The sequence below is a fragment of the Gilliamella sp. Imp1-1 genome, from assembly GCF_001690415.1.
GTDB classification, from domain to species: Bacteria; Pseudomonadota; Gammaproteobacteria; order Enterobacterales; family Orbaceae; genus Gilliamella; species Gilliamella bombi.
Genome location: NZ_LZHK01000099.1, coordinates 1 through 14,213, shown reverse-complemented (window position 1 = coordinate 14,213; position 14,213 = coordinate 1). Strand labels below are relative to the sequence as shown.

Sequence of the window (14,213 nt, the reverse complement as noted above, 5' to 3'; positions counted from 1 at the left end):
TAAAAAAGAGGACTTTAATTTGTTTACTTTTCCTTTTCTTTGCTTGTTTCTTCTACGGGTGATCCAAAACGGTTAGTGTATTTGACACCAGAAACCCAAAATGGCGCAAAAAATAAGAAAAAAACTAATATTTCGGCCAAAAAACCGATGAGCGGTTCACCTTTATCGATATCATTAAAACGTCGTTTTAAAGCAAAAACCATATTGGTTACAGCAATAGAATAACAAATCATAGAAAAAGTAGGGCTATTCAATTCAAAATTGTTGTTAAATACGGTCATCAATCCTAACACAATGAAGCTACAACATAATTGTATAATAAAACCTTTTATATTAGTTCGCCCTTTCCAACGCCAAAACTGCCACCATTTATTTTTAGGTAATGGCTGTGATTCCAGTTTTTGTTGATTTTCATGATTTTTTGCTATAAGTAATGACGCACAAAGCCGTAAGACTAAATCATTGTCACTGTTGTTTTTAAACTTGTATAACCTTTCAAGTTCACTTTCATCGCATATACCGTAAGAGTTAGATAAACGTTTAGCAATGGTTACTATTTCATCAACCAGTTCGGTATAATTGTATTTTATTTTATCATCAGATGATAGTGACTCCCAATTTTTTGGTAGAGCTGTTGATATTTTTATTAACTCTTTATTATCGCCAGTAATATCTTGTAACATTGTATTTAATTTTGTTTTTTGATTGGGCTTATTAAATACTATGGTGTATAAAATCATCAAGTAGAGAGGATTTTGTTTCGCTAATTTAGGATGCCATACTTGTTCAAATTTTTGCTCAATTTCGTTAAAATCAATGCTATCAGGTGTATCATCAATATACGATTCAATTGAATTTGGATAATTTATTAAAATGCAATCAATTAACTTACTGTCATTGTTAATCAGATTATATAACTCTGTTTCATTTTGCCAGTTTCCTTGTTTAAAAATATTAATAAGAGGGGATAGCAAATTATCATCCGGTAGTTGGAATGTATTATTTTCAGTTTGAAGATATTTGGCCGTTGCAAAGGGTTGACTGGCAATTGATATAACTAATAAACAATTACGATACCATTGCCAATAGGCATTTTTATTACTTGAACAGATAGAAGCATCTGGAGGAGCTGGTAGTTTGTAAGGTATTCGTATTGTAAGAAAAGCTACCCAATCATACATTTCCATATATGAATAATCTAAATTATTATAAAGATGAAATATGGCAACATAAGGCAAATAATCAAGCCTATCTAGCCATAAACGACAATAAAAACAATGATTATCTTCAGAGTTAGGATCAAATTTAGCTGGGATAGGCGCATTTTCATCACTATCATATAGCCAAGCTTTAAACTCTTGTACGGGCGGTAGCTCTGATAACCATGTTAGGTTTTGTCGTGCTTGCCTTTGTAAATTTTGCAAAATAAATTGTTCAAATGGATCATCGCTGCGTTCATCAAGGATTTCTTGCAATAATCTTTCATTACCGTGGCGAAGCATGATGGCATGGCGATATAAGCGATACAATCGATTGGTACCGTCATCAAGTAACAGCATGGATAAAACTTGTCTATAATTCCAATTTACATTTAACGCCCAATCAATAAAATTGGCTATTTCAGGGGAATAATCACTAGCCTCTAGTTCCGCCAATCGTGAAACAGTTGTTGCTGTTAGCTGAGGTATTGCATTTAAATAATTTTCAGTGTTATCTATATCAATACAGTAAGAATTATTAAGTGCCATGATTAATAATGGGAAATAATCTTTATTATAATATTCGCACCAACCAGCTATCCAGCTGGCTGCTTTATCTTGATAATGACCAGAACTATAAAGATCTAGCCAAGATTGTAAGGACTCTTGCTTATTATCAAGTAGCGTATATTGAATAGCGGCAATATATTTCCATTCGATAATGATATTTTCATCTTGATCATTTTGGGAAATACATTTTAAAGCGTAATCCAAAATAGCTTGATTTTTTATATTAGCTATACAATGCCAATAGGAAAATTTAAGCATCAAATTTTTATCATCAGGAAGATAAATGACCGTATCTTGTGATAAGAATGCATAAATATCCTCAGATCTACGCTCCCAAAATAACCACCTAGTATAGTACATATAATCGATAGTTACATTTTGCAGTGTTTTACTTGTTGTCGGTAAATAGGTGTAATTGAACAAATCACCACGATCAATATGATTTAAATAATTATCATACTTTTCAAAATCATCGGTAAATTGAATCATTAGCAGTTGCCGCCAACGTAAACTATCGGCTAATAGTTTGACACATGACTCTGATATATTTTTTGATTCATAACTTATTTCTAACAATCGCCATTTTACAGAATCAATAACTGCCATTGAGTAGTCATAAAATGAACCAATAAATTTTTGCCACTCGTTAACATTAAAACAGCGTCGAGGATCATCTAATAATGTTTGATAAGCCTCACAAATTTCATTGGCTTTAAGCTGTTCTTCTGTTAAAGATACTGATACTTCTTGTTGTTCTGATTCAGACTTAGGTTCATCGGCCATTGTTTCGGGCGATTGTGCATATTTTATTGCTGACTCATAGGCTTCGCGTAATGCTTTAAAACCATCGGGATCAGTTTCAGGATGATATGAAGGTAATTGTGCTCGATATGCTTGACGAATAGCCGCTTGATCGGTTGTTTTTTCAATGCCTAACAGTTGCCAAATATTTTCATTCATGACCAATCATACTCCATTAGTGACTCAGGTTTTTCTAGTTCTTCAATATCTATATACCAAGATAAACGATTATGTGGGGCATCTTTATCTTCATGTAAATTTGCCATGGTATGAGCGCGTGATGCTCGAGTCAATTCGCAACGTAATGTTTCTAAGTCTTCTTTTCTATTGAGTGATATCCAATATTGATAGCCAACAAACCAGCCTGAAAAGTAATGGTGCCAGTTTCTATAATAATATTGACAACGGAGTCCTATTCGAGAAAGAACCCATAAGGCCTCTTGTTCGGTGATATATTTATTAGTGATACCATTTCGTAAGATATATCCCATTCGAGCATAATCCCAACTACGGATACCTGCAGTACCGCACACAGGAAAGGTTTGTTTGACAAAATCAAGCAAAACTTTTTGATAGTCATCTTGTTCTTGATAATGGTCACACCAATCAAATTCGGAAAGTCGAGAATACATCAAATAATATTTAGACAATGCTGAAGCGTGCCCATCATCAACCATGTCGAACACACAGTTAAGTAAAGTTTCACGGGAATCAATCCCCCAACTCTCTTTCATATCAACAAAATCTCGATCTGGATAAAAAAATGGCGAAGTATAACTTGCTCCATTTTCTATGTTTATTACAACCATTGGTGCAGATAAACCATATAGCCAATCGACACAATCTTGATTCATATTTGTATTCCAATCATCTAATTTATTTTATTTATTATCAAAAGATAGCAGATTTTACACTAAAATAACAATTGAAATTCAAACAGAAATCTATGGTATGGTTAAGTTTAATAAAATATAAATACTGCTATAAGCTAGCATAAATCATAAAATTATTTGCAAATCAATATCTACAAGGCATAATACAAACAATTTATTGAAATTTGATTATTACAGAGTAATAAATCATAAGGAGTTATAATGAAAAAAGTTAGCTTAATAGTAATGTTAATTTCTTGCGCATTAACATTACAAGGCTGCGTTGCTGCCGTTATAGGAATTGGTGCAGGGGCTACGGCAAAAGTTGCAACCGATCCTCGTACTGCGGGTACTCAAGTTGATGATACAACACTTAGTTCACGCATGAGCATGAAAATAAAAAATAATGGACCATTTTTTATTGGTTCTCGTATTGTTACTAGTGCTTATGGTGGTAATATTCTGTTAACTGGACAAGCAAATAATGAACAAGTTGAAAAAGCTGAAAGTCTTGCTTACCAAGTTGAAGGAGTAAAAAAAGTCTATAACCAAATTCGTATTGGAGAGCCTGTTGGTGCAGGGACTATTACCAATGATACATGGATAACGACTCAAGTTAAATCTCAGTTAGTTTTAGATGCCAAAACAAAAGCTCGCAAAATTAAAGTAGTAACTGAAAATGGCGAAGTTTTCTTAATTGGTATTGTTACGTCAGAAGAAGGTAAAGTAGCAGCCGAAATTGCAAGTAAAGTCCGTGGTGTAAAAAAAGTGATCACATTATATACGTATACTGAAGATTAAATAGTGACTATACAAAAGACAGGGGGGCGATTAGCCCCCTTTTTTATACAACTGATTTAATACGCTCAATTAATTTAGTAACCCCTTGCAAACGAGATTGGCTTAACTCATCAGAAATTTTCAATTGGCTTAATAAGGATTGAAAATCGAGCGTTGCAATTTCTTGCGCTGTTTTATTATTAGCAATAATAATTAAGATTGCCAATAATCCTTTCACTATTCGACCTTCACTATCACCACTAAAAACATAGGTATCATCTGTCTGTTTTTGATAAGTCAACCAAACTCGGTTTTCGCAGCCATTGACTTGATTTTGCGCTGTCTTTTGCTCTTCAGGAAAATCAGGCAATTGCTTTGCTAACATCACTAACTGTCGATAACGATCTTGCCAATTATGTTGCTTTGCGAATAATTCGGCTAAGCTTTGCTGTGATAGCATAATATTGACCTATTTACGATTAAATGTTTGTAAAAAAGTTTCAGGAAACTATACGTTTCAGTATAAAATCACACTAATATTTCAATTACATTTTGCAATACTGAAATAAATTTATCCACATCTTGCTGATTATTATATGGCATCAATGAAACACGAACCGCTCCGTGGCATCCTAATTTATTCATCAAAGGCTGGGCACAAAGCTCACCAGTACGGATGGCAATATTTTGTTCACTTAACAAAATAGCAATATCATTATGATGAATATTATTGATATTAAAAGTGATTATCGGGCTATCATCCACACTATAAAATTGAATATCGGCAAATTGGTTTAGTTGTGATTTTGCATAATAAGCTAGCTGTTTTGTGTAGTTTTCAGCTTGCTCATTATCCCAACTTTTTAACCACTCAAGTACGGAATTAAAACCAACAATACCTGCAATATTAGGCGTACCAGCTTCAAATTTATAAGGAAGATCTTCTTGAATAAAATCATCAAACGAAGCACTTTTTAGCATTTTACCGCCACCATGCCAAACCGACATTAGCTCAAGTAATGCCTTTTTACCATATAAAACGCCAAGCCCCGTTGGACCATACAATTTATGGGTAGAAAAGGCATAAAAATCGATATCTAATTGGTTAACATTAATTGCATGATGAACAACACCTTGCGCACCATCCACCACTAAAACCGCATCATATTGATGAACAATGTTGCTTATTGTAGCTAAATCAGGGCAAAATCCAGTGACGTTTGACATTTGAGTCACTGCAACAATCTTGGTCTTAGCTGACATTAACGACGATAACTCATTAACATCCGACGACCACTTAACGACTTTAGCCCCCGTTTGCTTAGCCACAATCAACCAAGGTAACAAATTACTATGATGCTCTAATTCACTCACAATAATTTCATCATTGGGTTGTAACAACGATCGAGCATAGCTTTGCGCAATTAAGTTAATTGACTCGGTTGCACCTCGTGTCCAGATAATTTCAGCACTACTATTAGCGTGAACCAAATCGGCAACATTTTGTCTTGCCTTATCAATTTTTGCAGTTACTTGCAAAGCATCTTGGTGTAAACTACGTTTTGCAGTAGCAGTATTCTGGGCATAATACGCAAGTGTCGCATCAATCATTGCTAGTGGTTTAAGTGCTGTTGCTGCCGAATCAAGATATACGCTTTCACTATTAAGTGCAGGAAAACTTACCCGAAACTGTTCAGGCAGAAAATGCTTATTGGGTAAGTTCAAGTCCGGCAATCCCATTCCAGTAACCATTACAATCTCGGTTATGTTCAATTTGTAGTGGATTTAATCCATCTTCGTTAGCTTTAAATTGCTTAATAATATCAAGTGTTTCAATACCAAGTGGTGAAATCCTAACGATATCAACCAACCCTTTCATCTCTTTTAGATTATTTCCCAAATTGTAACAATAACCGCTTTGAGTCTGAATACCGTTTAACACAAATACTTTCTGTTGTTCTTGTGAAAACACCTCACGTCCAACAGGATACTTAATACAACAAGTTTCGCATTTATCTTTAGGCTTATCTTCCGATCTTGCGGTAAAACAGCGAGCTGAATAAGCTAAAGGTAAATAACCATAACTAAACACTTCAACTTCAAAATTTCGTGCGATATTTAAACTCTCAAACTGTTTAAGCACATTACTCAACCAATCACGAGAAAGTTCAACCGGCATACACCAGCGAACCATACCTTGTTTTTGTAATAATTTTAAAGTTAAAGCGTTATAACAGTTAATAGCCGGACCTGCAACAAAGGGTAATTTATGCTCATGCGCAACATTAATGGCAGCTAAATCGTTTGCTTCGACTAAAAACTCCCCATTATTAACCAATTGCCGTAAGTCATTTAATTCTGATGGTGCTTCAAGTAAAGCTAATGTAGAAAGCACTACCTGTTTACCAGATTTAGCAATCTCTTTTGCTAATTCAATCCAGTTTGGTACTTTCATTTCACGGCGCTTGGTACAAACCGTTTCGCCCATATAAATAATATCCGCTTGACTCTCTTTAGCGGCGTAATAAAACGCTTCTGTTTCAGTTTTAGGCCAATAATAAAGCACTGGTCCTAATGCGTATTTCATGGTTTTGCTCACTATATTTATGTTAGATCTTTCTCAATGATTTACGTTGATGCTGTTAGCACATTACCTATTGCTAACTCACACCTTATTGCCATTTACGGTGATAAGCGCCTAATGTTGTTTGTGTGCCTTCTGACACCGAACCAAGCGTATCGATCCAGCGTTGTTCGGCTTGGAATGATTGCGGATTGGCTTTATAGCGATCGATGGCTTGTCGCCACACTTTAGTGACTTGCTCAACATAAGCAGGGCTACGCTGACGGCCTTCTATTTTGACTGATGCAATATTTGCGGCAAACAGTTCAGGCAATAGCTCAATGGTATTCAAACTTGTTGGCTCCTCGATCGGATGATAAAGCTCATCTCCAACAAAATAACGACCTTTACATAGTGTTGGATAGCCAGCATTCTCACCTTTCTTATGACAATCAATTAACACATTATTCAGTCTTGACTCCAGTCCTTTCTCGGTTTCTTCCCAACGAACAAATTTGGCAGGCGAACAAGCGCCAACGGTATTAGGGGATTGGCCAGTTAAGTAAGATGACAAATAACATCGACCTTCCGCCATAATACACAAACTACCAAAAGCAAACACTTCAAGCGGAACGGGTGAAACTTGCGATAACTGTTTAACTTGATGCATCGAAAGTACGCGAGGTAAAACAATGCGATGTACCTGAAAATTATTATAGTAAAACTTAATCGACTCTTCATTGGTCGACGACGCTTGTACAGAAACATGACGCTCAAGATTAGGGTATTTTTCAGCCGCATAATCAAGCATAGCAAGATCGGCAATAATTAAAGCATCAGCACCAATATTAGCCGCAGTATCAACCGCATATTGCCAACGCTGAAAATTTTCTGGATGGGCAAAAGTATTAATAGCAATATGCAATTTTTTGCCGTGTTTGTGTACATAATCTGAAGCTTCAATCAATCGCTTTTCATTAAAATTTAAACCAGCAAAATGACGGGCATTGGTATCGTCTTTCAAACCAATATAAACAGCATCAGCGCCATTATCAATAGCCACTTTTAATGATGGTAAAGATCCCGCTGGACAAAGAAGTTCCATAATTATTCCTAACTCAATTTTTATAGTTTATACGCTCTGTATTATGCAATAATTCCGAGTGTAATGCGAATAGAAAGCGGTGGTTATGCTTAAAAAATGGGTAGTATACTATAACCACTGCCGAAAATATGATATGGGTAATTTAACTTTTATAAATAGCGGAAAAAATACGGTGGAGTAGAAAGTTCAGATATCAAACGCTTAAAAGAACTTGAGACCGAAAATCACAAACTTAAACAGATGTTTGCCGAATTAAATTTAAAATCACAGCTTCAGGAAGAAATCATAAAAGAATGTATGCCCATCAAGGAACAAAAACATGGGCAAAAGAGCTACAAGCCACTAAATCAATCCAATTGTCATGAGCTCTTACTATTATCAACCTAAGTTATTGGATGATTACTTTGGTATTAAACGATATAGCTGAAAAACATTTACGCTGTGGTTTCCTAATGAAAGTAAGTTTTCCCGACCGATCGGTTAAAAAGTTATCTATTTCAGCAATACAGCAAGCTTTTAAAAAATGTGCTATGTCCTCTAAAACAGGGAAAATGCATTGAGTCCATCTATTACAGAATTTGGTAACCATATAAACCGTCACCTTTAACAGGTAAATACACAAAATTTAGAATAGTATCTCAACATCCCCTGCTACAATAGTTATTGTGCAAAAAAGTATCCATTAATCATAGATACTTTTTATGCTTGATAACACTCAACCCAGCGTAAGTACTGTAACCAAAAAGGATCGAACTCACATTCAATTTTAACTGATAATGTATTATATCGGTTTGTTATTTGTTTAACTAATTGGAGTACTGACTGTTTATTTCCTACATACCATAGCATATTTCTTACACCTTCACTAAAACTGTTTTGGCAATGAATTCCCCTCTCATCAGCACGTAAAGCAAGATTAATAGCATCTTCTAATTCATAAACAAGTGAAAGTGTCTCTTTACTATCAACATCAACTATAACATTAAGTGCATAACAATAATTTTCATTTCCTAACAAAGAATTAGCCGCTTCATTACGATGCACTAACATTTTAAGATCTGTTAATTCAAATACAATCCATTGATCTTCTTGAATATTAAATATACCGGTATGTTTTAAATCTTCTTTCCATAACCGATCAAAAATAGTTACAAATTGGTTAGCAGGAATTGTGGTAGCACTCTGATCTATCTTTAAAAACTCAACAGCTTCTACTCTAACAGCAAAATCATATTCACCTAATAGGTGATCGAGATAGATTAATGCCATCGTTTCTGCCTGTTTTATCATCTCTTCAGGGACTGTCTTAGCAAACATAATACCGATAGATATTTTACGACGACTTTCTTTGTATTGAATTAATAAATCAGTTGCACCTAATGAAAAAGAACTCTCTTTAGATGTTATAACAAATGTATCTACATTATTAATGCGCTGACGAAATGCTTCTACTTCGAAAAACTGAAGATCAGGTGCTTGTCGGAAAATTTCTATTACATATTCGAAGCGTTCAATTTTTCCATCCGCAGTAAAAATAATTTTATGTTTCTTAGTATCCCCTACAGTAATTTCAGCAATGACATCTAACTGATTTTCATCTAATAGATTATTAATATTTTTCATTATATCTAAAATATCAAGTTCATTAAGAGATTGTTCAGAATTTTTTACTTGTTGCCAAAAATCTCGAATCATCGCACTTAAATAATCTTGTGTGCTTTGTTGCTCTTTTGGTGTGTTTTTAATATCAGGTGGTGATTTTTTCCAAAACTTTTTGAAAAACATATACTTTACCCTATCAACTCAATAAGAATCATACAAAACTAGTATTAATAATACACTATATTCATTTAAATTTTATAACTATTAATCATCTAATAAGATAATTAATTAAAATATTAACGATATAATATTCAGCAATATGATTATCAATATCAGACTAAAGTGTTAAATCAATAGCATTATCTTGTTATAATTTAGTGCTAACTTCAAATTATTTTGAAAATGTTCTAAAAAGATTCAAGACATAGATTTGCCAGTATCTAGAATTATAGTGCATAACATCCTATCTACTACTTATTCAAGTATTTTATTTAGTTTCTTATTTTTAGTTACTTAATAAGCTGATTTTTTAAATCAGTGAGAGCATTGCTGTTTGTTAAAGCTCTAGCTATTTTTTCGAATAAACTTCTTGCAAAAGATTTAAAGGTTATAGCAAATTAACCTTCTGAAAAATATTTTAACATATTGAAAAACTTTTATATTTGTCAGCTTAGCCTTGCTTTGTTATTTTGCATCCCAACCTGTTGGACTGATGGTTTAACAAAAGAGCAGGCGGAAAACCTTGAACTTGCAGGGGTTAAGCTTGGAATAACCGAACCGGAACTGGTTGAATTACTCAAAAACAAATATCACCTTTCTGAAAATGACATAAAAATTAGTGAAATGAAAATGCGATTACCGCCATCAAAAATAGGCAAAAAATCGATAATCGAAGGCACAATCAAAAGCTATGAAATAACTTTAAATGCCAACAATCAAGACGAAAAATTAACAATTAGACTTGAAGATGACTTAGAGCGTAACCCTACCAAATTAGTTGTGTTCAATGTTTATAAAAAAATGACATACACAGCAGAAATAGAGCAGAAAGTTTATAAAGAATTAACCCAAAAATATGGTAAAGAAGAATATAAAAACATAGTAGGGGATAAAATATGGAGCTATAAACTACGCTTTACATCTATCCCGAGAAACTGACGGTAAGTTTTATGTCGCAATTTTGACCGAAAAATATCACAAGCAAAAAACAGGATCGTAGTAAAAACGAAATAATTGCATAAACGGTTAATTTGGCTAAAAAACACCAAAAACTTTAATAAAGTTAATACCTGCATTAACTAATTTTTGCCTAAAAGTTTTTTGTTTTTGTGAATAAATAGGGATGGGTGTAGAGGTGTTAATGTTGGCTAACACACGATTGAACAAGTGATTTTACTGTTCAATCGTGCTTTTACTATATCCAATTAACCAAAAAACTTTTTCACTTTGTCAAAGAAGCTTTTTTCTTTGGGACTGTGTTTAGAGTTTTTATCAGCTTTAAAGCTTTCACCTAACTCCTTTAGTAACTCTTTTTGTTTACTGGTTAAATTAACTGGTGTTTCAACTACAACATGGCAGTAAAGATCACCGACAGCATTACCACGCAATGATTTTATGCCTTTGCCTCGTAGTCGGAACATTTTTCCTGTTTGAGTTTCAGCAGGAATTGTTAAGCTGACCTTGCCATTAAGTGTTGGCACTTCAACTTCGCCACCAAGTGATGCTAATACAATATTGATTGGAATTTCGCAATGTAAGTTTGTACCATCTCGCTCAAAAATAGCATGTGGTTTGACTTGTACTTGTACATATAAATCACCAGATGGCGCACCATTTAATCCAGCTTCACCTTCACCAGAAAGTCGGATACGATTTCCTGTATCAACACCAGCAGGAATAGTAACAGATAATGTTTTTGTTTTTTGTACTCGGCCTTCACCGTGACATTTTTTACATGGATTTTTAACTACTTTACCACGACCATGACAAGTTGGGCACTCTTGCTGCACAGCAAAAAAGCCTTGGCGCATTTGTACAACACCAGCACCATGACATGTGTTACACGTTACCACATCAGAAGGCTTTTCGGTTCCTTGTCCATGGCAAGTATCACAGCTTACCCATGTTGGGACTTTAATTTCTTTACTAACACCTGCAGCAGCTTCTTCTAATGTTAGTGTGATATTGTATTGTAAGTCATTGCCGCGAGATGCAGTTTGTCCACGACCTCGACCACCACCAAAGAAATCACTGAATATATCGTCAAAAGCTCCGCCGCCAAATCCACCAAAGCCTCCAAATCCTCCTGCACCGCCGCCTTGACCTTGTTCAAAAGCAGCATGGCCATATTGATCATAAGCCGCCTTTTTTTGCGGATCGGTTAGGACTTCGTAAGCTTCTTTAACTTCTTTGAATTTTTCTTCAGCTTCAGCTTTGTTATCCTGATTTTTATCAGGATGATATTTCATGGCTAGGCGTTTATAGGCTTTTTTTATCTCACTTTCACTGGCACTTTTACTAACGCCCAATGTTTCATAATAATCTTTCTTCGCCATAATTAACCTTTATTTTTATCTGTTTTCATAAACAACTAAACGGGCTTGAGTTACCTCTCGCCCGTTTAATGTATTACATGTTTAAAACTTGTTGGAATAACTCATTAAAAAACATAGTAACTAATGATTATTTTTTATTATCATCAACTTCTTTGAAGTCTGCATCAACAACATCATCTTGCGCAGTAGAGCTTCCGCTATTTGATTCCGCACCTTGAGCTGCTTGAGCTTGTTGTTGTGCTAATTCAAGCAATTTTTTAGAAGCTTCCATTAATGCAGTAATTTTCGCTTCAATTTCTGCTTTATCTTCGCCACGAGTGGCAACTTCTAAAGCACTTACAGCATCTTCAATTGCTTTTTTATCATCAGCTGATAACTGATCACCTGCTTCAGTCACTTGTTTACGTGTTGAATGAACTAGATGATCTGCTTGGTTACGAGTTTGAGCTAGTTCTTCAAATTTACGGTCTGCATCGGCATTTGCTTCTGCGTCGTTTACCATTTTTTGAATCTCTTCTTCACTTAATCCTGAAGAGGCTTTAATCGTAATTTTTTGTTCACGTCCAGTATTTTTGTCTTTAGCTGATACATGTAAAATACCGTCAGCATCAATATCAAAAGTAACTTCAATTTGTGGCATACCACGAGGTGCAGGTTGAATACCGTCTAGGTTGAATTGACCTAATGATTTGTTATCACCCGCACGTTTACGTTCGCCTTGTAATACATGAATGGTTACTGCTGATTGATTATCTTCAGCTGTTGAGAACACTTGACTATGTTTTGTTGGAATAGTTGTGTTCTTTTCAATTAAAGTTGTCATTACACCACCCATAGTCTCAATACCTAAAGACAATGGAGTTACATCAAGTAATAAAACATCTTTAACATCACCACCAAGTACACCACCTTGAACAGCCGCACCAACAGCAACCGCTTCGTCAGGGTTTACATCTTTACGTGGCTCTTTACCAAAGAAGTCAGCAACCGCTTTTTGAACCATTGGCATACGAGTTTGCCCACCAACAAGAATAACGTCTTTAATGTCAGAAACAGAAAGACCTGCATCTTGTAATGCAGTTTTTACAGGATCCATTGAACGTTTAACTAAATCTTCTACTAATGATTCTAATTTAGCGCGAGTCACTTTAATATTTAAATGTTTTGGACCACTTGCATCAGCAGTGATATAAGGTAAATTAATATCAGTTTGTTGCGCTGATGATAATTCAATTTTCGCTTTTTCTGCCGCTTCTTTTAATCGTTGCATTGCTAGCGGATCATTTTTTAGATCGAAGTTTTGTTCACGTTTAAATTCGTCAACTAAATAATTGATTAAGCGTGAGTCAAAATCTTCACCACCTAAATGAGTATCACCATTTGTTGCTAATACTTCAAAGGTTTTTTCGCCATCAACGTCGTCGATTTCGATAATAGAAATATCAAATGTACCACCACCAAGGTCATAAACCGCTATAGTTCGGTTACCTACATCTTTATCTAAACCATAAGCAAGCGCTGCAGCTGTTGGTTCGTTGATGATACGTTTTACATCAAGTCCTGCAATACGACCAGCATCTTTAGTTGCTTGACGTTGCGCATCGTTAAAATAAGCAGGTACAGTAATAACCGCTTCAGTCACCGCTTCACCAAGATAATCTTCTGCTGTTTTCTTCATTTTTTTCAATACTTCAGCAGAAATTTGTGGTGGTGCAATTTTTTGACCTTTAACATCAACCCATGCATCGCCATTGTCAGCTTTTACGATCTTATATGGCATGATGCTAACGTCACGTTGAACTTCGGTATCTTCAAAACGACGACCAATTAAACGTTTAATTGCAAATAGTGTATTTTGTGGATTGGTTACTGCTTGACGTTTTGCTGGTTGGCCAACTAAGATTTCTCCATCTTGTGTATAAGCAATAATAGAAGGGGTTGTACGATCGCCTTCAGCGTTTTCTAATACTTTTGCTTGACCATTGTCCATTACAGCAACACATGAATTTGTTGTACCTAAATCAATACCAATAATTTTACCCATAATCTTTTCTCCTCAAAACCTGTATTTTATTTCTTGTATATAAGTCTTAAATTTTAATTTTCAAGCCCTTACTTCACAAAGAAATGTTTTTTCTTTTCACATAAATGGGAACGTTATTATTA

General features: G+C 34.8%; 11 protein-coding genes. 2 read left to right on the top strand and 9 right to left on the bottom strand.

Going from position 1 to position 14,213, the window contains the following annotated elements; genetic code table 11:
* Positions 1 to 23 precede the first annotated feature (23 nt).
* Together A9G38_RS08760 and A9G38_RS08755 are read right to left on the bottom strand one after the other, a co-directional pair.
* The gene (locus A9G38_RS08760; protein WP_034911240.1) at positions 24 to 2,729 is read right to left on the bottom strand and encodes a hypothetical protein; all 2,706 of its coding nucleotides are present in this window, start codon (positions 2,727 to 2,729) and stop codon (positions 24 to 26) included.
* On the bottom strand, positions 2,726 to 3,424 hold the full coding sequence (locus tag A9G38_RS08755; protein WP_051634193.1) for a DUF1266 domain-containing protein: 699 nt from the start codon (positions 3,422 to 3,424) through the stop codon (positions 2,726 to 2,728). The genes A9G38_RS08760 and A9G38_RS08755 overlap by 4 nt, the downstream gene beginning before the upstream one ends.
* A gap of 240 nt (positions 3,425 to 3,664) precedes the next feature.
* On the opposite strand from A9G38_RS08755, the gene dolP reads away from it, so the two are divergent.
* Positions 3,665 to 4,243 carry a division/outer membrane stress-associated lipid-binding lipoprotein gene (gene dolP / locus A9G38_RS08750; RefSeq protein ID WP_034911243.1) on the top strand — a complete coding sequence of 193 codons (579 nt, stop codon included), beginning with the start codon at positions 3,665 to 3,667 and terminating at the stop codon, positions 4,241 to 4,243.
* A 43-nt stretch (positions 4,244 to 4,286) separates the two neighbouring features.
* Here the strand turns inward: dolP and csdE are convergent, their stop codons facing one another.
* From csdE to A9G38_RS08725, 5 genes are all read right to left on the bottom strand, one after another.
* On the bottom strand, positions 4,287 to 4,682 hold the full coding sequence (gene csdE, locus A9G38_RS08745; protein ID WP_034911246.1) for a cysteine desulfurase sulfur acceptor subunit CsdE: 396 nt from the start codon (positions 4,680 to 4,682) through the stop codon (positions 4,287 to 4,289).
* Between the two features lie 68 nt (positions 4,683 to 4,750).
* A complete protein-coding gene (gene csdA, locus A9G38_RS08740) occupies positions 4,751 to 5,962 on the bottom strand; it encodes a cysteine desulfurase CsdA (protein WP_034911248.1) in 1,212 nt (403 codons plus the stop codon).
* Positions 5,931 to 6,809 (bottom strand): U32 family peptidase, encoded by an 879-nt coding sequence (locus A9G38_RS08735; RefSeq protein ID WP_034911249.1) that lies wholly within the window; start codon positions 6,807 to 6,809, stop codon positions 5,931 to 5,933. Before A9G38_RS08735 ends, csdA begins: the two co-directional genes overlap by 32 nt.
* A gap of 85 nt (positions 6,810 to 6,894) precedes the next feature.
* On the bottom strand, positions 6,895 to 7,890 hold the full coding sequence (ubiU, locus tag A9G38_RS08730; RefSeq protein ID WP_034911251.1) for a ubiquinone anaerobic biosynthesis protein UbiU: 996 nt from the start codon (positions 7,888 to 7,890) through the stop codon (positions 6,895 to 6,897).
* A 699-nt stretch (positions 7,891 to 8,589) separates the two neighbouring features.
* Complete coding sequence (locus A9G38_RS08725) at positions 8,590 to 9,675, bottom strand: DUF695 domain-containing protein (protein ID WP_034911253.1); 1,086 nt, start codon at positions 9,673 to 9,675, stop codon at positions 8,590 to 8,592.
* 462 nt (positions 9,676 to 10,137) lie between these two features.
* Between A9G38_RS08725 and A9G38_RS08720 the strand changes: the two genes are divergently transcribed.
* Positions 10,138 to 10,650, top strand: a complete 513-nt coding sequence (locus A9G38_RS08720) for a hypothetical protein (protein WP_034911255.1) — start codon at positions 10,138 to 10,140, stop codon at positions 10,648 to 10,650.
* A 266-nt stretch (positions 10,651 to 10,916) separates the two neighbouring features.
* Here A9G38_RS08720 and dnaJ read toward each other — a convergent pair whose 3' ends face one another.
* Positions 10,917 to 12,047, bottom strand: coding sequence for a molecular chaperone DnaJ (gene dnaJ, locus A9G38_RS08715; protein ID WP_034911257.1), 1,131 nt, complete (start codon positions 12,045 to 12,047; stop codon positions 10,917 to 10,919).
* 127 nt (positions 12,048 to 12,174) lie between these two features.
* The gene (gene dnaK, locus A9G38_RS08710; RefSeq protein ID WP_034911260.1) at positions 12,175 to 14,091 is read right to left on the bottom strand and encodes a molecular chaperone DnaK; all 1,917 of its coding nucleotides are present in this window, start codon (positions 14,089 to 14,091) and stop codon (positions 12,175 to 12,177) included.
* Between the last annotated feature and the right edge of the window lie 122 nt (positions 14,092 to 14,213).